Annotated in this window: 17 protein-coding genes and 1 pseudogene; 10 read left to right on the top strand and 8 right to left on the bottom strand. The window is 62.7% G+C overall.

Annotation, left to right across the window (positions count from 1 at the left end; translation table 11 throughout):
* Positions 1 to 119: 119 nt before the first annotated feature.
* The 5 genes and pseudogenes from EOB80_RS28855 to EOB80_RS28835 all read right to left on the bottom strand — a co-directional run.
* Positions 120 to 1,298 carry a cystathionine beta-lyase gene (locus tag EOB80_RS28855; RefSeq protein WP_127331238.1) on the bottom strand — a complete coding sequence of 393 codons (1,179 nt, stop codon included), beginning with the start codon at positions 1,296 to 1,298 and terminating at the stop codon, positions 120 to 122.
* Between the two features lie 305 nt (positions 1,299 to 1,603).
* Positions 1,604 to 2,755, bottom strand: a complete 1,152-nt coding sequence (locus EOB80_RS28850; RefSeq protein WP_127331294.1) for an MFS transporter — start codon at positions 2,753 to 2,755, stop codon at positions 1,604 to 1,606.
* 41 nt (positions 2,756 to 2,796) lie between these two features.
* A complete protein-coding gene (locus tag EOB80_RS28845) occupies positions 2,797 to 3,717 on the bottom strand; it encodes an NAD(P)-dependent oxidoreductase (protein ID WP_281035282.1) in 921 nt (306 codons plus the stop codon).
* Between the two features lie 12 nt (positions 3,718 to 3,729).
* The gene (locus tag EOB80_RS28840) at positions 3,730 to 4,287 is read right to left on the bottom strand and encodes a TetR/AcrR family transcriptional regulator (protein ID WP_245466472.1); all 558 of its coding nucleotides are present in this window, start codon (positions 4,285 to 4,287) and stop codon (positions 3,730 to 3,732) included.
* A 129-nt stretch (positions 4,288 to 4,416) separates the two neighbouring features.
* Positions 4,417 to 4,536 (bottom strand): annotated as a pseudogene (locus EOB80_RS28835) (transposase); the annotation flags it as partial.
* 362 nt (positions 4,537 to 4,898) lie between these two features.
* On the opposite strand from EOB80_RS28835, the gene EOB80_RS28830 reads away from it, so the two are divergent.
* The 7 genes from EOB80_RS28830 to EOB80_RS28800 all read left to right on the top strand — a co-directional run bounded on the left by EOB80_RS28830 (position 4,899) and on the right by EOB80_RS28800 (position 11,923).
* Positions 4,899 to 5,534, top strand: coding sequence for a DUF1326 domain-containing protein (locus tag EOB80_RS28830; RefSeq protein ID WP_127331234.1), 636 nt, complete (start codon positions 4,899 to 4,901; stop codon positions 5,532 to 5,534).
* A gap of 9 nt (positions 5,535 to 5,543) precedes the next feature.
* Entirely contained in the window at positions 5,544 to 6,374 is an 831-nt protein-coding gene (locus EOB80_RS28825; protein WP_127331232.1) for a DUF2182 domain-containing protein, read from the top strand.
* Positions 6,375 to 6,815: 441 nt separating this feature from the next.
* Positions 6,816 to 7,844: an amino acid ABC transporter substrate-binding protein gene (locus EOB80_RS28820; protein WP_127268988.1), complete on the top strand. Its 1,029-nt coding sequence runs from the start codon at positions 6,816 to 6,818 to the stop codon at positions 7,842 to 7,844.
* Between the two features lie 62 nt (positions 7,845 to 7,906).
* Positions 7,907 to 9,094: an amino acid ABC transporter permease gene (locus EOB80_RS28815; protein WP_127331230.1), complete on the top strand. Its 1,188-nt coding sequence runs from the start codon at positions 7,907 to 7,909 to the stop codon at positions 9,092 to 9,094.
* Positions 9,095 to 9,103: 9 nt separating this feature from the next.
* Positions 9,104 to 10,261 (top strand): amino acid ABC transporter permease, encoded by a 1,158-nt coding sequence (locus EOB80_RS28810; protein ID WP_127331228.1) that lies wholly within the window; start codon positions 9,104 to 9,106, stop codon positions 10,259 to 10,261.
* Between the two features lie 80 nt (positions 10,262 to 10,341).
* Positions 10,342 to 11,145: an amino acid ABC transporter ATP-binding protein gene (locus tag EOB80_RS28805; RefSeq protein WP_013532420.1), complete on the top strand. Its 804-nt coding sequence runs from the start codon at positions 10,342 to 10,344 to the stop codon at positions 11,143 to 11,145.
* Positions 11,146 to 11,254: 109 nt separating this feature from the next.
* Positions 11,255 to 11,923, top strand: a complete 669-nt coding sequence (locus EOB80_RS28800) for a TIGR02117 family protein (RefSeq protein ID WP_127331226.1) — start codon at positions 11,255 to 11,257, stop codon at positions 11,921 to 11,923.
* 237 nt (positions 11,924 to 12,160) lie between these two features.
* Here EOB80_RS28800 and EOB80_RS28790 read toward each other — a convergent pair whose 3' ends face one another.
* Together EOB80_RS28790 and EOB80_RS28785 are read right to left on the bottom strand one after the other, a co-directional pair.
* Positions 12,161 to 13,402 (bottom strand): FAD-dependent monooxygenase, encoded by a 1,242-nt coding sequence (locus EOB80_RS28790; RefSeq protein WP_127331224.1) that lies wholly within the window; start codon positions 13,400 to 13,402, stop codon positions 12,161 to 12,163.
* A gap of 19 nt (positions 13,403 to 13,421) precedes the next feature.
* Entirely contained in the window at positions 13,422 to 13,667 is a 246-nt protein-coding gene (locus EOB80_RS28785; protein ID WP_023814125.1) for a zinc-finger domain-containing protein, read from the bottom strand.
* A 246-nt stretch (positions 13,668 to 13,913) separates the two neighbouring features.
* Between EOB80_RS28785 and EOB80_RS28780 the strand changes: the two genes are divergently transcribed.
* Positions 13,914 to 16,115 (top strand): RNA degradosome polyphosphate kinase, encoded by a 2,202-nt coding sequence (locus EOB80_RS28780; RefSeq protein ID WP_127331222.1) that lies wholly within the window; start codon positions 13,914 to 13,916, stop codon positions 16,113 to 16,115.
* Positions 16,115 to 17,650 (top strand): exopolyphosphatase, encoded by a 1,536-nt coding sequence (ppx, locus tag EOB80_RS28775; RefSeq protein ID WP_127331220.1) that lies wholly within the window; start codon positions 16,115 to 16,117, stop codon positions 17,648 to 17,650. The genes EOB80_RS28780 and ppx overlap by 1 nt, the downstream gene beginning before the upstream one ends.
* Before the next feature lie 253 nt (positions 17,651 to 17,903).
* On the opposite strand, the gene EOB80_RS28770 is transcribed toward ppx, so the two are convergent.
* Positions 17,904 to 18,524 (bottom strand): LysE family translocator, encoded by a 621-nt coding sequence (locus tag EOB80_RS28770; RefSeq protein WP_127331218.1) that lies wholly within the window; start codon positions 18,522 to 18,524, stop codon positions 17,904 to 17,906.
* 129 nt (positions 18,525 to 18,653) lie between these two features.
* On the opposite strand from EOB80_RS28770, the gene EOB80_RS28765 reads away from it, so the two are divergent.
* On the top strand, positions 18,654 to 19,352 hold the full coding sequence (locus EOB80_RS28765) for a YafY family protein (protein ID WP_127331216.1): 699 nt from the start codon (positions 18,654 to 18,656) through the stop codon (positions 19,350 to 19,352).
* Positions 19,353 to 19,416 lie beyond the last annotated feature (64 nt).

The raw sequence follows: 19,416 nt of genomic DNA, 5'->3' as shown, positions 1-19,416 counted from the left end.
ACTCTGCCGGTATTCCAGGGGAGTCGAAAATGTGCTGATCGCACCGCAATGACGCGGCATCGTTGAATTTGAAAGCCAAACTGATCCGGCAAACCGCAATTTTAGGGAATAGAATTCCGCTACGCAGCCGCCGCGGCGGTCAGGCCGCGCGAGATGTCGGCCTTCAGGTCTTCGACGTCCTCGAGGCCGATCTGCAGGCGGATCAACGGACCCTCATAGGGCGCTTTTGCAACGACGCGGTCGCCGAGCCAGACCGGTACGGCAAGGCTCTCATAGCCGCCCCAGGAATAGCCGAGGCCGAAGATCCGCAGCGAGTCGAGAAAGGCGTGCTGCTGCTTCTGGCCGCCACCGGCAAGAACGATGGAAAAGATGCCGCTGGAGCCGGAGAAATCCCGCTTCCACAGAGCGTGGTCCGGATGGCTGGGCAGGGCCGGGTGGAGCACGCGCGCCACGCCCTTCTGGCCCTCGAGCCAGGAGGCGATGGCAAGCGTACTGCGCTGATGGTGTTCGAGGCGCACGCCCATGCTGCGCAGGCCACGCAGCACCTGGTAGACGTCGTCGGGCCCGGCGCAACAGCCAAGCGTGCAGAAGCTCTCGTAAAGATGCGTCCAGCAGCTCTCATTGGCCGACACCGTGCCGAGCAGCACGTCGGAATGGCCGGCCGGGTATTTGGTCGCCGCATGGATCGAGATGTCGACACCGTGGTCGAGCGGACGGAAATAGAGTGGCGTCGCCCACGTATTGTCCATCATGACGATGGCGCCCGCGGCGTGTGCCGCCTTGGCGATGGCCGGGATGTCCTGCACCTCGAACGTGTTGGAGGCCGGCGATTCCGTGAACACCACCTTGGTGTTGGGCTTGATCAACGCCGCGATGCCGGCGCCGACATCGGGGGCGTAATACTCGACCTCGACGCCCAGCCGCTTCAGCATCGTGTCGGCGAAATTGCGGGTCGGATGATAGACGGTATCGACGATTAGCAGATGGTCGCCGGCCGAGACGAAGGCGAGCAGCGGTACCGTCACCGCCGCAAGGCCCGACGGCACTACGATCGTGCCTGCCGAGCCTTCCAGCGCGTCTATGGCATGGGCAAGCGCATCGGTCGTCGGTGTGCCGCGCGTGCCGTAAGTGTATTTCTGGGTGCGCGCCGCCATCGAAGCCGCGTCGCGAAACAGCACGGTCGAAGCATGCACCACCGGCGGATTGACGAAGCCGAAATAGTCGTGCGGATTGTTGCCCGAATGGGCAAGCCGCGTGTTGATGCCCATCCCGCCGTGCTCGCTGCCGTCTTTCGCCATACTGCGTCGCCTTGTTTGACAAGCCGCTAGCCATAGTGCGGCGCTATGGACCGTGCAACAGCCACCGCCCGCCAGGAGGCGGACTTCGAATATGCCAATTCGTCGCGGCAAAAACAGCGATGCTGGGATGCGGCGTGACCCCGACGGTGTGCATCGTCGGCAACTGCGCTAGCCCGAATCATCTCGTAGGGCGGGGTTTCCATGCACGTTGCTCGCACTGTTGTAGTGGTTGCTCTCAGCACAGCGCTGACGGGTAGCGCGGCGAACGCTTGCATGGGATGGCTGCAACGATAACGCTGGCGGCTCTATCGCGGGCCGTCGCTCGGGCGTTCCGTCTGATGACAAATCAGCGCGATGATCGGGAGAGCCAAGCCGACCGATGACGCGAGCGTCCAACCTCCTTGCGCATAGGTCCATCCGCCAACAGCGGAGCCAATCGCACCACCAGCGAAAAAGGTTGCCATGTAGAGGCCGTTGAGACGGGAGCGATATTCGGCTCCTAGCGCATAGATGGCGCGCTGTCCGAGCGTCACATTAGCTGCCACCCCGAAATCGAGCAGGATCGCCGCCGCAACCAATAGACCGAGCGCCAGTGCCGAGCCTTCGACGGCAACATGGGTCATCAGGAAGGCGCACGCGACGGCCAGCATAGCGAAGGTCGTTGCGGCGCGGCTCCAGCCATCCGCCAACCGACCGGCAATCGGCGTAGCAACGGCTCCAGCGACACCGGCCAGCGCGAACAGCGCGATGCCACCTTGCGACAAATGGAACGCCGGTCCCGCCAGCAATAGCGGTGTCGTCGTCCAAAACAGGCTGAACGCGCCAAACAGACAGGCGTGATACAATGCGCGCCGTTGCAGAATCGGTGTCGCCACCACGAGATGTCCCATTGACGCCAATAGGTCACCATAGCGCAGTTTCGATACTGGCACGCGCAGCGGAAGCCTGCAGGCGAGGACAGCCGCCAGCCCTGCCATGATGACGGCAGACAGATAGAAGACGACGCGCCATGACGAGAGTTCGGTAATCAAGCTCGCAACGGGCCGGGCGAGCATGATGCCGAGCATCAACCCGCTCATTACATTGCCAACGACACGCCCCCTGATCGCTTCGGGCGCCATATGTGCCGCGTAAGGGACAAGGACCTGCACCGCCACGGAGCCGATCCCGATCAGCAAGGCGGCGGCCAGAAAGGGAAGCGCGTGGGGCGCGGCTGCCGCGCCAAGCAGTCCGGCTATAGCCACGATGATCAATGCGAGCGCGAGCTTGCGATTTTCAACCAGATCACCGAGCGGCACGATGAGCAACAATCCCAACCCATAGCCAATCTGCGTCAGCGTAACGATCAGCCCTCCGGCTCGTGGCGAGAGGCCGAGGGCAGCGCCGATCGGACCGACAAGGGGTTGGGCATAATAAATGTTGGCGGCGATCAGCCCGGATGCGCAGGCCAGCAGCATGGAAAGCCCGCGCAAGGAGGATGGCGCCTCTGCTGCTATGGTCACTGCTGCGCTGCGCGGCGCGTGGAAACACGCGACAGCGCGGCCCAATCCAGATGGCCTTCGCCGTGCGCAACGCTATCGAGATGATTGTCGCGGAGAACGCTGCCTATTGGCATCGGGACGTTGACCTTCTCCCCGGCTTCCAGAGCGAGACGCACATCCTTCAGACCAAGCGTCAGCCTGAAGCCGGCCGGCTCGAAGCGATCCTCCGCAATCGCCCCGCCATAACCCTTGTAAACGGGTGCGGCGAAGATCGTGGATGTGATCAGATTGACGAAATTGCCCTTGGGGACACCATAACCTTGCGCGAGCGCCACTGCCTCGCCCATCGTCCCGATGGCACTGCCGATCATGAAATTCACGGCTAGCTTGATGGCGTTGGCCTGTTCGGGCTGGTTTCCGAAACACCATGTCTTCTGCCCAAGAATATCGAACAGCGGCTGTACGCGTCCCAAAGCTTCAGCATCACCTGCCGCAAGGATGTTGAGCTGACCAGCTTCGGCCACGTTCACCCGCCCGAGAACCGGAGCCGCGACATACCCGACGCCCTTTTCCCGGTGCAGTAGCTCCATCACGTTCGCGAAGGCGACCGAGACTGTCGCCATGTTGATGTGGATCGCGCCCGGCTTCAGCGCGTCCAGCACCTGGCCGTCGATGACGACGGCGCGCGTGGCCGCATCATCCGCGAGCATGGAGATGAGCACATCCGCGCCTTCGGCCGCCTGGCGTGGATCGGTTCCTATCTCGGCGCCGAGCGCGGCAAGAGCGGCAACCGGCTCTTGCGAACGGTTCCACACCCGGACCCTGTATCCGGCTTTGACAAGGTTTGCGGCCATGGGTTTGCCCATGGTTCCCAGGCCCAAGAATCCAATCTGCATCACGGAGGCGTCCTTCATAATTCGGAAATTTCGTTTTCTAATTGAGGAAGAAAGTTAGTGGAGTGACTTGATGGCGATGTCCACGACAGCTTGCATGTCGTCCCGGCTCCGCCCGGTCTTGCCGACCACCCGCATACCCTGCACGAGACAAAGCATCATGCGGGCAGAAGTTTCGCTATCGACATGAGAAGGGATCGAGCCATCGTTATGCCCTTGACGGACGAGGTCCGTCAGCAGGGCTTCATTGCGTTCCAGCGCAGTCGTGATATGCCGCGCCACTTCGAGGTCGAAGGTCGAGATTTCGGCGGCGCTGCCGACGACGAGGCATCCTTGCCGTCCTTCCTCCCCATGTGCGGACTCGACGTAAAAACCGAGCGCCCGGCGAAGTCGCTCCAGCCCGCTTCCGCTGTCGCCGATGGCTTTGCGCAACTTCTCTGTCCTTATCGAGCGGTAGCGCTGGAAGGCAGCTAGAAAGACGCCCTGCTTGTCCTTGAACGCCTTGTAGATGCTGCCCTGTGCGAGGTTCATCACATGGGTCAAGTCGGTGATCGAGGTGCCGTGATAGCCACGCTCCGAAAATACGCGCACAGCCCTGTCCAACGCGATGTCCATGTCGAACTCGCGGGGTCGGCCCGGCCTTCGGGATGTGGATACGGATGCAAGTGCAGCCCTTTTCATCCTTGATATATAGGAAATGATCGTTTCCGATTCAAGAGGCTCTAGGCTGTAGTGACAATTTAATCATTTGAGCCAGAGTATGATGGCTGCGAGCTTGACGAAGCCGAGGAAGTTGGCGGCTATTTTGTCATAGCGCGTTGCGATGCGGCGCCACTGCTTGAGCTTGGCGAAGAAGGCCTCGATGCCCCAGCGGTTCGTAGCTGCGTCACTGGCGCAAATCAGCACCATAGTTAAACGCAAATCAGCACCATAGTTAAAAATGTACTATAGCTGAGGTCATGGAGTCAAGAAAAAATTCCTATCATAGCGACACGCAAGCTGCCGACACTGCCGAACTGGCTGCCGCCAGGCCATTTGTTGACCTGGGGTCGGAGCCCTATCTCCGCCTGCCTATTGTGGGCGGCTGTGAACGGTATATGATCTGAAACTAATATTAATCGCCGGATTGCTTCGATCAGATGCTGCCGGATGGTTGCTGCCGGTTGGCCTCTGGTCCTCCACGATCCGGATCGCGCTCACGAAGCGTGGGGCAAGGGAGGAATGCCATGCCGGACGTCAAATGGGCCATGAAGGCGCGCGAATTCATCAATTGCAACTGCGCCTATGGCTGCCCGTGCCAGTTCAACGCCATGCCGACATACGGATTCTGCCAGGCGGTCGCCGGCATGGAAATCGAGAGCGGCCATCACGGCGACACCAAGCTCGACGGGTTGCGGTTCGTCGGGATTTTCAGCTGGCCCGGCGCCATACACCAGGGCGGGGGTGAAGCCGCGGTGGTCATCGACGAGAGGGCGACGGAAGCCCAACGTGGCGCGCTGCTTCGCATATTGGGCGGTCTGGACACCGAGCCAGGTGCAACGATATTTCAGGTCTTTTCGACCACGCTGGAGAAATTCCACGATCCGATCTTCGCGCCGATCGAATTCAAGATCGACGTCGACGCGCGAACCGGTCAGTTGCATGTCGAGGGTATAACCGACGGTCGCGGCGAGCCGATCCGGAATCCGGTCACCGGCGCCGCGCACCAGGCGCGCATCGACTTGCCGCACGGCTTCGAATACGCGATCGCCGAGGTCGGGCGCGGCTGGACCAAGGCGACGGGCCCGATCAAGTTCGAGCTGGCCGATACGCACAGCCATTTCGCCAATCTGCATCTTACGCAGAGCGGCATCGTGCATTGACCTGATCCAATGGGCGATACGGCCCTCGAGGCGGTGCTGAGGCGCGATCGCGCGGTCGTGATGGCCGCGCTCGTGGTGATTGCCGTGCTCGCCTGGGCCTATGTGCTGTGGCTCGCCGCCACCATGGTCATGCCCGGCTCCCCCTTGCCGGATAGCGGAGGCGGCGACATGGCCGGCATGGATATGGGCGCCGCCATGGCGCCCGGCTTCCGGCCCTGGGCATTGGGCGATTTCGCCTTCACCTTCACGATGTGGGCGGTGATGATGGTCGGCATGATGACGCCGTCGGTCGCGCCGATGTTGCTGCTCTATGCCGGTGTCGGCCGCAAGGCGCGGGCGGATGGCCGGCCCATCGCTTCGACGGGATGGTTTTTTGCCGGCTATCTCGCCGTCTGGGTCGTCTTCAGCCTCCTGGCGACCGGTGCGCAATGGCTTCTCGCCCGTCTAGCCTTGCTCGATCCCTCGATGGCGACCGGCAGCGCGATCCTCGGCGGCCTCGTTCTGATCGCCGCCGGTCTCTATCAATGGACGCCGATGAAGGGCGTCTGCCTGCGCCAATGTCAGGCGCCGATCGCGTTCCTGGCCGGCCATGGCGGATTCCGCTCCGCTCCGCTCGGCGCGCTTCGGCTGGGCATCGATCACGGCGCTTATTGCCTGGGGTGCTGCTGGGCGCTGATGGCTCTGTTGTTCGTCGGTGGCGTCATGAACGTGCTGTGGATCGCCGGCATCGCCATCCTTGTTCTGCTGGAGAAGACGGTGCCGACCGGGCAGCTGATTCCGCGCGTTTCAGGCGCGTTGATGGCCGCCATCGGGATCTGGATCGTCTTTCAAGCCCTTTGAGAACAGTCTTCGTCGGCGGTCTGTATTGGTATGCAGCCGTCAGTAAATTGTCAGATGACAATCTTGGGACCTGGTAGTTCGTCGCACGCGGAGGTCAACAACGACGAGCTATTGCCCGGGATGGATTTCGCTGCCGCGGCCCGTATTGGCCCCGCGTTGGCGTTGCATGAGATTTGCCGCCTTTATTAGCCCTGCTGGCTAAATCGCGGGCGTGTTTGTCTGTAAATCGGGCATTTGCGGCAATCGGTTTTCAAACTCTTTGGGTTTCGGTCATTTCCCTTGACCTCACAGGAATTATCGCCTTCGATGACATTTGTGAATGGGAGGCGGCGCGTCGGTTACGATGCGGGGTTTCGGGAATGGGCCGGGATGAAGCCGCGTTCACACGGGAGAAAAAAATCAGGATTTACTCCTGAAAACAGAGAAAAGGGTCTGTGGGTCATGAAACACATTGCTATCGGCATTCTAGGCGCCGCCACGCTTGGATTGATGGCGTCCGCCGCGTCGGCGGCCACGCTCGACACCGTCAAGGCGAAGGGCTTCATCCAGTGCGGCGTCTCCACCGGCCTTGCCGGCTTTTCGGCGCCGGACGACAAGGGTGACTGGCAAGGCATCGATGCGGATTTCTGCCGCGCTGTCGCGGCCGCCGTCTTTGGTGATGGCTCCAAGGTCAAGTTCACGCCGCTCAGCGCCAAGGAGCGGTTCACCGCGCTGCAGTCGGGCGAGATCGACATCCTGTCGCGCAACACCACCTGGACCATCAACCGCGATACGGCGCTTGGCCTGAATTTCATCGGCGTCACCTACTATGACGGCCAGGGTTTCATGATCAACGCCAAGAAGCTTCCGGGCGTCAATTCGGCCCTGCAGCTTTCGGGCGCAGCCGTCTGCGTGCAGAGCGGCACCACCACCGAGCTGAACCTCGCCGACTACTTCAAGGCCAACAAGATGGAGTACAATCCCGTCGTCTTCGAAAAGCTGGAAGAGGTCAACGCCGCCTATGATGCCGGCCGCTGCGATGTCTACACCACCGATCAGTCGGGCCTCTACGGCATCCGCCTGACGCTGGGAGCGCCGGCCGACCACGTCGTGCTGCCCGAGATCATCTCCAAGGAGCCGCTCGGACCGGCCGTTCGCCAGGGCGACGACCAGTGGTACCACATCGTCAAGTGGACCTATTTCGCGCTGCTGCAGGCTGAAGAGCTCGGCATCACCAAGGCCAATGTCGAGGAGATGAAGAATTCGGCCAGTCCCGAGATCAAGCGCGTGCTCGGCCAGGAAGCCGATACCAAGATCGGTACCGATCTCGGCGTCTCCAATGACTGGGTGGTCAACATCGTCAAGGCCGTCGGCAATTATGGCGAAATGTTCGAGCGCAATGTCGGCTCGGGCAGCCCGCTGAAGATCGCGCGCGGCATCAACGCGTTGTGGACCAAGGGCGGCCTGCAATACGCGCCGCCGATCCGCTGATCGAAATGTGATCCGGGAGGCAGATCATCTGCCTCCCGGTTTCTCTTTCCAGGGACGGTCGAATGGCATCGCAGGAAGTACTTCGCGAGGAGCCCAGCCGCGGTTCCTTCATCAACGATCCGAAAATCCGGGGCATATTCTTCCAGGTGCTGGTCGTCGTGCTGCTAGTGGCGGGCGTCTGGTGGATTGCCCACAACGTCATCGACAACCTGACGCGGCTGCGCATCGCTTCAGGCTTCGGCTTCCTCAAGGGCCGCGCCGGCTTCGACATCAGCGAGAGCGCGATCGCCTATTCATCGGATTCGACCTATGGCCGCGCCATTCTGGTCGGCCTCATCAACACGGTCATCGTCGCCATCGTCGGCATCATCACCGCGACAATCATCGGCTTCGTCATCGGCATCGGCCGGCTCTCGCAGAACTGGCTGATCAGGAAGATCTGCACGGTCTATGTCGAGGTTTTCCGCAACATCCCGCCGCTGCTGGTCATCTTCTTCTGGTATTCCGGCGTGCTGGCTGTGCTGCCGGCGCCGCGCGACAGCATCGGTTTGCCGTTCGGCTCCTTCCTCAACCAGCGCGGTTTCTATTTTCCACGCGCCGTGTGGGGCGACGGCTCATGGCTGATCTTCGTCGCCCTGCTCGTCGGCATCGCCATGGCGTGGTTCGTCGCGCGCAAGGCGCGGCAACGGCAGATGGCGACCGGCCAGCAATTTCCAGTGTTTTGGACGTCAACCGCGCTGATCGCCGGGCTGCCGCTGCTCGCCTATGCGCTGAGCGGCTTTCCCCTGAGCTTCGACTACCCGAAGCAGTCGACTTTCAACCTGACCGGCGGCTTCCAGGTCCGGCCGGAGTTCCTGTCGCTTTATCTGGCGCTGTCCTGCTATACCGCCGCCTTCATCGCCGAGATCGTGCGCGCCGGCATAAGGGGTGTCAGCGCGGGCCAGACGGAAGCTGCCGGTGCGTTGGGCTTGCGGTCCGGATCGATCCTGCGGCTGGTCGTCGTGCCGCAGGCCATGCGCATCGTCATTCCGCCGCTGACCAGCCAGTATCTCAACCTGACCAAGAACTCGTCGCTGGCTATCGCCATCGGCTATCCGGACCTGACGGCGACCGCCGGGACGGTGCTGAACCAGACCGGCCAGGCCGTCGAGGGCGTGGTGATCATGATGGTGATCTATCTCGCCATCAGTCTCCTGACCTCGCTTGTGATGAACTGGTTCAACGCCAAGATGGCGCTGGTGGAGAGGTGAGGTAAGGACATGCAAGAACATGATATGTCCTGGGTGCGCACCGAAATGGTGTTGGCGCAGCCGGCGCCCGCCAGCGTCACCGGCCTCGGCGCATGGGTGCGCAAGAACCTGATCGCTTCCACCGGCGACACCATTTTGACGATCGTCGGCATCGCCCTGGTGGCGATGATCCTGCCGCAGATCATCAATTGGGCGTTCATCAACGCCGTGTGGACGGGACCGGACCGAACCGTATGCGCCACGGTGGCGCAAGGAGGCATCCAGCCGGATGGCTGGACCGGCGCCTGCTGGGCTTTCGTCAACGCCAAATTCGGCCAGTTCATGCTCGGCCGCTATCCCATCGAGGAGCGCTGGCGGCCGATCCTGGTCGCTATCCTGTTCGTGGCGCTGCTGGTGCCGATGCTGATCCCGAAGGTGCCGCGCAAAGGGCTGAATGCGGTTCTGCTGTTCTTCGTGCTGCCGATCGTCGCCTTCGTCCTGCTGGTCGGCGGCATGTTCGGCCTGCCGCATGTCGAGACCTCGCTTTGGGGTGGGCTCTTGGTAACGCTCAGCCTGTCCTTCGTCGGCATTGCCGTGTCGCTGCCGCTCGGCATCGTGCTGGCGCTCGGCCGCCGTTCCAAGATGCCGATCATCAAGACGCTGTGCGTCGTCTTCATCGAGACGGTGCGCGGCATCCCGCTGATCACCGTGCTGTTCTTCGCCAGCGTCATGCTGCCGCTGTTCCTGCCGGAGGGTGTGTCGTTCGACAAGTTCCTGCGCGCGCTGATCGGCGTGTCGCTGTTTGCCGCGGCCTATATGGCCGAAGTGGTGCGCGGCGGCCTGCAGGCGATCCCCAAGGGCCAGTATGAAGGTGCCGATTCGCTCGGCCTCGGCTATTGGCAGAAGATGTATTTCATCGTCATGCCTCAGGCGCTGAAATTGGTCATCCCGGGCATCGTCAACACCTTCATCGGCATGTTCAAGGACACCAGCCTGGTCATCATCATCTCGATGTTCGACCTGCTCGGCATCGTCAAACAGAATTTCTCCGATGCAAACTGGGCAACCGCGCAGACGGCGAGGTCCGGCCTGATCTTCGCGGCCTTCGTCTTCTGGCTGTTCTGCTTCGGCATGTCGCGCTATTCAATGTACACCGAACGCCGGCTCGACACCGGCCACAAACGCTGATGCATGTCGCCCAAAAGTGTATAGCGCTTTTGGGATAACGACATGCATCAACCAACGATAAAGAAAAAGGGGATCCTGTCATGGCCACCGAAAATGCCGTCAGCGCCGAAGAGATCAAGGTCAACGCCGCCAAGATGCAGATTTCGACGACCGATGTCGCCATCGACATCATCGCCATGCACAAATGGTACGGCGAGTTCCATGTGCTGAAGGACATCAACCTGAAAGTGATGCGCGGCGAGCGCATCGTCATCTGCGGCCCCTCCGGCTCCGGCAAATCGACCATGATCCGCTGCATCAACCGTCTGGAGGAGCACCAGAAGGGCAAGATCATCGTCGACGGCAAGGAACTGACCAACGATCTCAAGAAGATCGACGAGGTGCGCCGCGAGGTCGGCATGGTGTTCCAGCACTTCAACCTGTTCCCGCACCTGACCATCCTGGAGAACTGCACGCTGGCGCCGATCTGGGTACGCAAGACGCCGAAGAAGCAGGCCGAGGAAATCGCCATGCATTTCCTCAAGCGCGTCAAGATCCCGGAACAGGCCAACAAATATCCCGGCCAGCTTTCCGGTGGCCAGCAGCAGCGTGTGGCGATCGCCCGCTCGCTGTGCATGAACCCGCGCATCATGCTGTTCGATGAGCCGACCTCGGCGCTCGATCCGGAGATGATCAAGGAAGTGCTGGAGACCATGGTCGGCCTTGCCGAGGAAGGCATGACCATGCTGTGTGTCACCCACGAGATGGGCTTCGCCCGCAAGGTCGCCAACCGGGTGATCTTCATGGACCAGGGCCAGATCGTCGAGCAGAACACGCCGGCCGAGTTCTTCGACCACCCGCGCCACGAGCGCACGAAGCTGTTCCTGTCGCAGATCCTGCACTAGGCCTCGACGGCCACGAAGAGCCCGGCTGAAACACTGCCGGGCTCTTTTGCGTATGGGAGAACAGGCGGGCGTTCGTGTCGCCGGAGTGCGTTTGCAGGGCCGCCTTTCAATGAAAAGACTGGGACGTTTTCTGGGTCTTCTGTTGGTTCTCGTCGCACTCGCCGTGACGACGGGCACCCTCGTGCCACGGCCGCTGTGGCCGGCCGCCGCCGCCGTGCCAGCCGCGACGCGTCACATCCTGGTGCTGAACAATCCGATCCACACCGATATCGCCATCCCGGTCGATGACGCCGTGCGCCGGCGTTTCCATTTCCTGGTCGACGCGGGCATACCGGCCGACAGGCCGGAGGTCCGCTACATCGTCTTCGGCTGGGGCGGCCGCGCCTTCTACCTGGAGACGCCGACATGGTCCGAGCTGAAGGCGGTGCCGGTGATGAAGGCACTGACACTCGACGCGTCGGTCATGCATGTCGATGTCGCCGGTGACATCCTCGAACCGCGCCCCGATGTCGCGGGGTTCGACATCACCGAGGATCGGTTCGCGGCGTTGCTCGATTTCATCGATGCGAGTTTCCAGCGGGGCCCGAAAGGCCCGATCCTCGTTCCGGACGCAGCCTATTCCAGATTCGACGGCTTCTACGAAGCCAATGGCCATTTCAACGCACTGGTTGGCTGCAACACCTGGACGGCGGCGGCCTTGCGCATCGCCGGCCTGCGCACCGGCTGGTGGAACCCGCTGCCTGCATCGCTCGGGCTATCGATGCGGCTGTATAATTAGCTGTCTCGTCTTGTCGCGTTTCGCCAATGCGAGACGCCTCATTCCTTCGCGCCCCCTCTGTCCTGCCGGACATCTCCCCCACGAGGGGGGAGATTGGCGGTTCGGCGCCCCGCTCTTTCCTGCGGCCCTGCAACGTTCGAGATTGGTGAAATCGGCGGTGCCGGCCGATCTCCCCTCAAGTGGGGGAGATGTCCGGCAGGACAGAGGGGGGCGCTGTCCCGCCAGCCTGTCAGGCTTTCAACGCCTGACAGCAGCCTCAACTGCCCGCCACCCATAGAGCCAATCCAGATCCGCCGCGAGCTTTTCCGAGCGCGCCTTCAGGAACACATTGCGCGCAATCGCCACTGGACCCGAGGCATGCCAGGCCAGCCGGTTGACGGCGCCGCGTCGGGCGACCTGCGCGACACGCGGCCGCCGTGACTGCTCCCAAACCGCAAGCGCGGCCAAGGGGTTAGTGGGGGAGGCGTCGACGGCCTCGGCAAGCGTCGCCGCATCCTCGATCGCCATCGCCGCGCCTTGCGCCGCGAACGGGGTCATCGCATGCGCGGCGTCGCCGATCAGCGCGATGCCGTTCGGCGTTGTCCAGGGCTGTTGCGGGTCAACAGTGTGGATCGGCCATGCGGTCCATGGGCCGGCCTGCTCGACCAGGCGGGCAAGTTCTGCCGCGGTGCCGCGCAGGGCTCGGGTCAGGATCCCGGCGTCGGCGTTGCCGGACCAGCCCTCGGCAATGCGGTCGCCCCTGGTGAAGGCCGCGAGATTGAAGGCCGCACCCTTGCTGACGGGATAGGCGACCATATGGAAGCCGGGATGCAGGAAAGTGGTGACGCAGTCCCTGGCGCCTATGGCTGCAAAGCTCCGACCGGCGGCACTGTCGGCCGCGACGGTGGCGCGCCAGGCCAGTTCGCCGGAGAAACGGCTCGTTGCGAGGGTCGCTCCCTTGGCCGAGCGGGCAAGCCTGCGCACCGACGACCAGACGCCATCGGCCCCAACCAGCAGGAGGCCCTCCGCCTCGACGGTTTTGCCATTGATCTCGGCCGTCGCGGTGATGCCATCCGGGCCGGTGTCAACGTCGCCGATGCGGGCGCCGGTGGTGAGATGGATATCCGGCATCTCGGCAACGCGCGCGGTCAGTGCGCTCTGCAGATCGGCCCTGTGCGCCACGAGATAGGGCGCCTGCCAGCGCGTTTCGGCGGCTTGCCCCAACGGCACCCGCGCCAGTTCGCGCAACGTCGCGGCGTCCTTCAGGACCACCGCTTCCGGCCGCACCGTTGCCGGCAGCAGCTTGTCGAGTACGCCAAGCTGGCGAAGGATACGTGTCGCGTTGGGAGAGAGCTGGATGCCGGCGCCGGCAGCTTCCAGGCGCTGCGCCTGTTCGAACACCCGAACAGGGTAGCCGCGGTCGGCGAATGCAAGCGCTGCGGTCAATCCGGCGACACCCGCCCCGGCGATGACAATTTGCCGGGATCGCGTGTCGGTCATCGGGCTGGTCGCGAAAGACTCAGGCGGCCTGATCGATGTAGATGCAGCCGGCCGGCAGCGTCTCGGTCGCCTTCAGCTTCGGAGAATAGCGGTAGAGCGTCGAGCAATAGGGGCAGACTTTTTCGTTGTCGTCGCCCATGTCCAGAAACACATGCGGGTGGTCGAAAGGCGGATTGGCGCCCGTGCACATGAATTCCTTCACGCCGATGTCGATTGCCTGATAGCCCGCATCGTTCTGAAAATGGGGAATGGAACCGCCTGCCATCGTCGTCTCCTTAACGCAGTCTCGTCTGCATCTGGATCATATCAGGCCTCTTTGCAAGTTCGATGAAATGAAACTGTCGCAAAAGCCTGTCAGAGGATAAGTTAAGCCGGTTAACGCATGGCCCCGAAGACCGACACCGGTTTTCGGCAAGGACCATGCGTCGCCTTGGAGTGGCAGAGCGTCCTTTGCGCGTCCTGAATGACGCACGACGCTTTAGCTGGCTGACGGTGTGGAAGAGCGGGAATCATGAACGAACTGAAGCCGGTGCAGAACGAATTCGTGGATGTCGAGGTGGCCCGCCCGGAGGGCGGCAATCCGGACCGGTTTGTCAACCGCGAGTTTTCCTGGCTGCAGTTCAACCGGCGCGTTCTCGAGGAGTCGCTGAACCTCAATCATCCGCTGCTGGAGCGCGTCCGCTTCCTGTCGATCTCGGCCGCCAACCTCGACGAGTTCTTCATGGTCCGCGTTGCCGGTCTTGCCGGCCAGGTGCGCGAGGGCATCACGCTGAAGAGCCCTGACGGACGCACCCCCGAACAGCAGCTCGAACAGCTGCTGCGTGAGGTCGAGCGGCTGCAGGAAGACCAGCAGAAGAGCCTTTCGGCGCTTACCGTGCTGCTCAACAAGGAAGGCATCGAGAGCATCACCCGCGATGCGCTGACCAAGGACGAGAAAGTCTGGCTGGAAGACCATTTCCAGGAACAGGTTTTCCCGGTGCTCACCCCGCTGTCGATCGACCCGGCGCATCCGTTTCCGTTCATTCCAAATCTCGGCTTCTCGATGGCGCTGCAATTGCGCCATCGCAAGAACGGTGAGGAGATGAGCGCGCTGCTGCGCCTGCCGGTGGCGCTGAAGCGCTTCATCCGTCTGCCGGACCGCAAGCATCATGTCCGCTTCATCCCGCTGGAAGAGGCGGTCGGCCTCTATATCGGCAAGCTCTTCCCCGGCTACGAGGTCAAGGGCTCCGGCACGTTCCGCATCATTCGCGATAGCGATATCGAGGTCGAGGAGGAGTCCGAGGACCTGGTTCGCCTGTTCGAAACGGCGCTGAAGCGGCGGCGGCGGGGTTCGGTGATCCGCATCGAATTCGACAGGCTGATGCCTGGCGAATTGCGCGACTTCGTGGCAGGCGAGCTTGGCGTGTCCTCGAGCCGCATCAGCGTGCTCACCGGGCCGCTGGCGCTCAGCCAGATTTCCGAGATCGTCGCCGTCCCTCGCGACGACCTGAAATTCATGCCCTACAATCCGCGTTTTCCCGAGCGTATCCGCGAGCATGGCGGCGATTGTTTCGCCGCCATCCGCGAGAAGGACATCGTCGTCCATCACCCCTACGAATCGTTTGACGTCGTGGTGCAGTTCCTGCGCCAGGCGATGGCCGATCCGGAAGTGGTGGCGATCAAGCAGACGCTTTACCGCACCTCCAATGACAGCCCGATCGTGCGTGCGCTGGTCGACGCGGCCGAGGCCGGCAAGTCGGTCACCGCGCTGGTCGAGCTCAAGGCGCGTTTCGACGAAGAAGCCAACATTCGCTGGGCGCGCGATCTGGAGCGTGCCGGCGTGCAGGTCGTGTTCGGCTTTCTCGAGCTGAAAACCCATTCGAAAATGTCGCTGGTGGTGCGGCGCGAGGACGGCAAGCTGCGCAACTACGTGCACCTCGGCACCGGCAACTACCATCCGGTAACGGCGCGCATCTACACCGACCTGTCCTTCTTCACCACCGATCCGACGATTGCCCGCGATGTCGCCCAGCTGTTCAATTTCATCACCGGCTATGCCGAGCCGACCGACGAAATGCGGCTTGCGATCTCGCCGTTCACGCTGAGAAGCCGCATCCTGAAGCACATTGCCGACGAGATTGCCTACGCGGTGCAGGGGAAACCGGCGCGCATCTGGATGAAGATGAACGCACTCGTCGATCCGATCATCATCGACGCGCTCTACGATGCCAGCCGGGCCGGCGTCGAGGTCGACCTGGTCGTGCGCGGCATCTGCTGCCTGAGGCCGCAGGTTCCGGGCCTGTCGGAAAACATCCGCGTAAAATCGATCGTCGGCCGTTTTCTCGAGCACAGCCGCATCTATTGTTTCGGCAACGGTCACGGCCTGCCGTCGGACGAGGCGATCGTCTACATCTCCTCGGCCGATCTAATGCCGCGCAATCTCGACCGCCGCGTCGAAACCATGGTGCCGATCACGAATCCAACTGTGCACGAACAGATCCTTGGCCAGATCATGCTGGGCAACATCATGGACAATCAGCAAAGTTTCGACGTATTGGCTGATGGAACCTCCCGGCGCGTCGTGCTGGAGGAGGGCGAGGAACCGTTCAACGCGCAGGAATATTTCATGACCAATCCGAGCCTGTCGGGACGGGGTGACGCGCTGAAGTCGCATGCGCCCAAGCGCATTGCGCAGTTCAAGCGCCGCAAGAAGAACGCTGCAGCGTCCGGCTGATGCTGTCTGATTCCCAGGGCCGGCTGCAGGACCGCCGACCGCTGTCCATCATCGACATCGGATCGAACTCGATCCGCCTCGTCGTCTATGAGGGGCTGGCGCGCTCGCCGACCATGCTGTTCAACGAAAAGATGCTGGCCGGTCTCGGCCGGGGCATCGTTTCGACCGGCAAGCTCGACGCCGAGGCGGTGACGCGCTCGATGGAAGAGTTCCGTCGCTTTCGCGCGCTTTCCGACCAAGCCGGCGCCGAGCAGATGTATGTGCTGGCCACCGCCGCGGCCCGCGAGGCGGTCAATGGCCCTGATTTCATTCACCGCGCCGAGGAGGTGCTGAAGACTGAGATCCGTGTCATCAGCGGCCGTCAGGAAGCGTATTATTCGGCGCTCGGCGTCATTTCCGGCTTCCATCCGGCCGACGGCATCGCCGGCGATCTGGGCGGCGGCAGCCTCGAACTGGTCGACGTCGCCGGCGAAGCGATCGGCGACGGCATCACGCTGCCGCTGGGCGGTCTGCGCCTGCAGGACATGGCGAAGAACTCGCTGGCTCAGGCGGCCAAGATCACGCGTGACGAACTGGCGAAGGCCAAGCTGTTGAAAGGCGGGCAGGGCAGGCCCTTCTACGCCGTCGGCGGCACCTGGCGAAATCTCGCCCGGCTGCACATGGAGATGACCAACTATCCGCTTGGCGTCATGCACCATTACGAGATCTCGGCCGAAAGCGCGGCGAACTTCCTCAAGCAAGTGGCCAAGGCCGAGATCGAGAAGGTCAAGGGCATCGAAGGCGTTTCCAAGAACCGCCGTTCGCTGCTGCCCTATGGCGCCGTCGTGCTGCAGGAGATCATGGCAGCGATGCAGCCGTCGAAGATCATCGTCTCGGCTCTGGGTGTACGCGAAGGCTTTCTCTATTCGCTGCTCGATGAGGCCGAGCAGAAGGCCGACCCCTTGATTTCGGCGTCGGAGGAACTCGCCCGCCTGCGCTCGCGCTCCGTCGCCCATGCGCATGAACTTGTCGACTGGACCGCCAAAACCTTTGCCGCTTTCGGCATCGACGAGACCGAGGACGAGGCGCGCTACCGCCACGCGGCCGCATTGCTGGCCGATATCGGCTGGCGCGCGCACCCCGAATATCGCGGCAAGCAATCGCTCAACATCATTGCGCACGCCTCCTTCTTCGGCGTCGACCATCCCGGCCGTGCTTTCCTGGCCATGGCCAACGCCTATCGTCACGACGGCATCTTCAACGAAGCCATCGCCCCCGAGATCAAGGCGCTGGCGCCGCCGCGTTATCTGGAGCGCGCCCGCGTGCTCGCCGCGATGATGCGCGTCGTCTACCTGCTGACGGCGTCGATGCCCGGCATCATGCCCAGGCTGAAATGGGAACAGCGCGCCAACGGCGTGCTGGCGCTGGTCTTGCCGGCATCGCTGGCCGATCTCTATGGCGAGCGGCCGGCCGGGCGCCTGGCGCAACTGGCAAGGATAACCAACCGCCGGCTGGTGCTGGCCGTCGAGGGTGGGCCCAGCATGTCGGTGAAGTAGGGCGTGTCGGTCAAGTAGGCGTTACGCCGAACCACGCCCGTCGACGCAGGGCCATGGACTCTTGCGAAGAGGACCCCCACCCTAGCCCTCCCCACAAGGGGGAGGGAACGCTGCCGCGCACTCCTACTCGAACCTTGACGCCTGAAAGCCTCGGCAGTTGCCATTGTCAGCGCCGGCGGGAGTCTCCCTCCCCTTGTGGGGAGGGGTTAGGGGTGGGGGTCTTCTTCGCAAGAAATCCCTACGCCGCTCTCAGTCACTCCCATGCCGTGAACACCGACACGGCAAAGAGCAGCAGTCCGGCCGCCCGGCCGGCAAAAATGGTCGCCCGCGGATTGGCGATCAGAAGGTTGCGGCTGCGGCCAGCCGTGATCGCCAGCCCGCCATAGATCGCAGCCTGGGTGGCCACGGTCAGCAGCCCCATGACCGTCGCCTGCATCCAGATCGGACCGTAGTCCGGTTTCAGGAACTGCGGGTAGACGGCAAGCACGAACAGGTATGCCTTCGGGTTGATCAGGCAGGTCACAAAACCCTGGCGAAAGGCCTTCCATGCGGAACGGCTGCCGGCAGGCCCCTCCTGACCGACAGTGATGGAACTGCGCATCAGCGTGATACCTATAAAGGCCATGTAGGCGGCGCCGGCAAGCAGAAGCGGCTTGAACAGGATCGGCACGAAATGCATCAGCAGGCCGACGCCGATGGCGCCGTTCAGCGTGTGCACCATGCCGCCGACGATGATGCCGCCGGTCGCGGCGAGAGCCCTGTCGCGCCCGCCGGTCAGTGCATTGGCAAGCACGAAGAGCATGTCCATGCCCGGTACGGCGATGATGCCGAACAGCAGGATAAAGAAAAGCCAGAGATTTTCCGCATAGCCCATGTCAGTTGCCTGCCGCCTCGCTCCGCCAAACCGCAGCGGAACCTGTTGATTTTCAATTCGATAGGCGCTCCTATAGGTCAGCCCAACTGACAATGCTGTGTCAGTTGGGCGCGCAAGCTGGGGTAAAAAATGCGCAAGGCGTCACGCCTGTTCGAGATCATCCAGATCGTGCGGCTGGCGCGGCAGCCGGTGACGGCGGCAACGATTGCCGAGCGGCTGGAAGTGACGGTGCGCTCGATCTATCGCGACATCGCAGCGCTGCAGGCGATGCGCGTTCCGATCGAAGGGGGCCGCGGCATCGGCTATATCCTGCGCCCCGGCTTCGACCTGCCGCCGCTGATGTTCTCGATCGAGGAGATGGAGGCGATCGTCCTGTCGCTGGCGCTGCTGGAGCGCACCGGAGACAGCGAGCTCAAGCAAGCGGCCAAGCGCGTCAGCGCCAAGATCGCCGGCGCGGTGCCGCCACCCTTGCGGCAGGCATTCGACGCCAATGCGCTGCATGCATGGGGGTTCGCCGCGCCTTCGACCGGCGCGATCGATCTGGCGCTGGTGCGCCGCGCCATCCGCGACGAGGAGAAGCTCGACCTCTCCTATCGAGACGAGATGGGCCGCGCCTCCGAGCGTCTCATCCGCCCGATCGCGCTCATCTACTACGCCGAAACCGCCAACATCGTCGCCTGGTGCGAGCTGCGCCAGGCGATCCGCAATTTCCGCAGCGACCGGATCGAGGATTGCCAGGCGACGGGGCTGCGGTTCAAGGGCGAAGGCGACCGCTTGCGGCAGGTCTGGGTGAGCGGGTGGGAGATCAATGCGGCGGTTGGCGGCTGACGCGATTTCCCCTTCTCCCCTTGTGGGAGAAGGTGGATCGGCGCGCAGCGCCGAGACGGATGAG

Source organism: Mesorhizobium sp. M7A.F.Ca.MR.245.00.0.0, assembly GCF_003997415.1.
GTDB lineage: Bacteria > Pseudomonadota > Alphaproteobacteria > Rhizobiales > Rhizobiaceae > Mesorhizobium.
Note: the sequence above shows the minus strand (reverse complement) of the source record. Positions and strands in the feature narration are given on the sequence as shown.

What these genes read in the sequence shown, in the direction of transcription:
- EOB80_RS28800 (WP_127331226.1), top strand. Translation starts at nt 11,255, where the DNA reads ATGAAAAGACTGGGACGTTTTCTGGGTCTTCTGTTGGTTCTCGTCGCA.
- EOB80_RS28850 (WP_127331294.1), bottom strand. Translation starts at nt 2,755, where the DNA reads ATGCTGCTGGCCTGCGCATCCGGGCTGATCGCCGCCAACATTTATTAT.
- EOB80_RS28840 (WP_245466472.1), bottom strand. Translation starts at nt 4,287, where the DNA reads ATGGACATCGCGTTGGACAGGGCTGTGCGCGTATTTTCGGAGCGTGGC.
- EOB80_RS28790 (WP_127331224.1), bottom strand. Translation starts at nt 13,402, where the DNA reads ATGACCGACACGCGATCCCGGCAAATTGTCATCGCCGGGGCGGGTGTC.
- EOB80_RS28805 (WP_013532420.1), top strand. Translation starts at nt 10,342, where the DNA reads ATGGCCACCGAAAATGCCGTCAGCGCCGAAGAGATCAAGGTCAACGCC.
- EOB80_RS28810 (WP_127331228.1), top strand. Translation starts at nt 9,104, where the DNA reads ATGCAAGAACATGATATGTCCTGGGTGCGCACCGAAATGGTGTTGGCG.
- EOB80_RS28855 (WP_127331238.1), bottom strand. Translation starts at nt 1,298, where the DNA reads ATGGCGAAAGACGGCAGCGAGCACGGCGGGATGGGCATCAACACGCGG.
- EOB80_RS28830 (WP_127331234.1), top strand. Translation starts at nt 4,899, where the DNA reads ATGCCGGACGTCAAATGGGCCATGAAGGCGCGCGAATTCATCAATTGC.
- EOB80_RS28815 (WP_127331230.1), top strand. Translation starts at nt 7,907, where the DNA reads ATGGCATCGCAGGAAGTACTTCGCGAGGAGCCCAGCCGCGGTTCCTTC.
- EOB80_RS28825 (WP_127331232.1), top strand. Translation starts at nt 5,544, where the DNA reads ATGGGCGATACGGCCCTCGAGGCGGTGCTGAGGCGCGATCGCGCGGTC.
- EOB80_RS28820 (WP_127268988.1), top strand. Translation starts at nt 6,816, where the DNA reads ATGAAACACATTGCTATCGGCATTCTAGGCGCCGCCACGCTTGGATTG.
- EOB80_RS28785 (WP_023814125.1), bottom strand. Translation starts at nt 13,667, where the DNA reads ATGGCAGGCGGTTCCATTCCCCATTTTCAGAACGATGCGGGCTATCAG.
- ppx (WP_127331220.1), top strand. Translation starts at nt 16,115, where the DNA reads ATGCTGTCTGATTCCCAGGGCCGGCTGCAGGACCGCCGACCGCTGTCC.
- EOB80_RS28770 (WP_127331218.1), bottom strand. Translation starts at nt 18,524, where the DNA reads ATGGGCTATGCGGAAAATCTCTGGCTTTTCTTTATCCTGCTGTTCGGC.
- EOB80_RS28765 (WP_127331216.1), top strand. Translation starts at nt 18,654, where the DNA reads ATGCGCAAGGCGTCACGCCTGTTCGAGATCATCCAGATCGTGCGGCTG.
- EOB80_RS28780 (WP_127331222.1), top strand. Translation starts at nt 13,914, where the DNA reads ATGAACGAACTGAAGCCGGTGCAGAACGAATTCGTGGATGTCGAGGTG.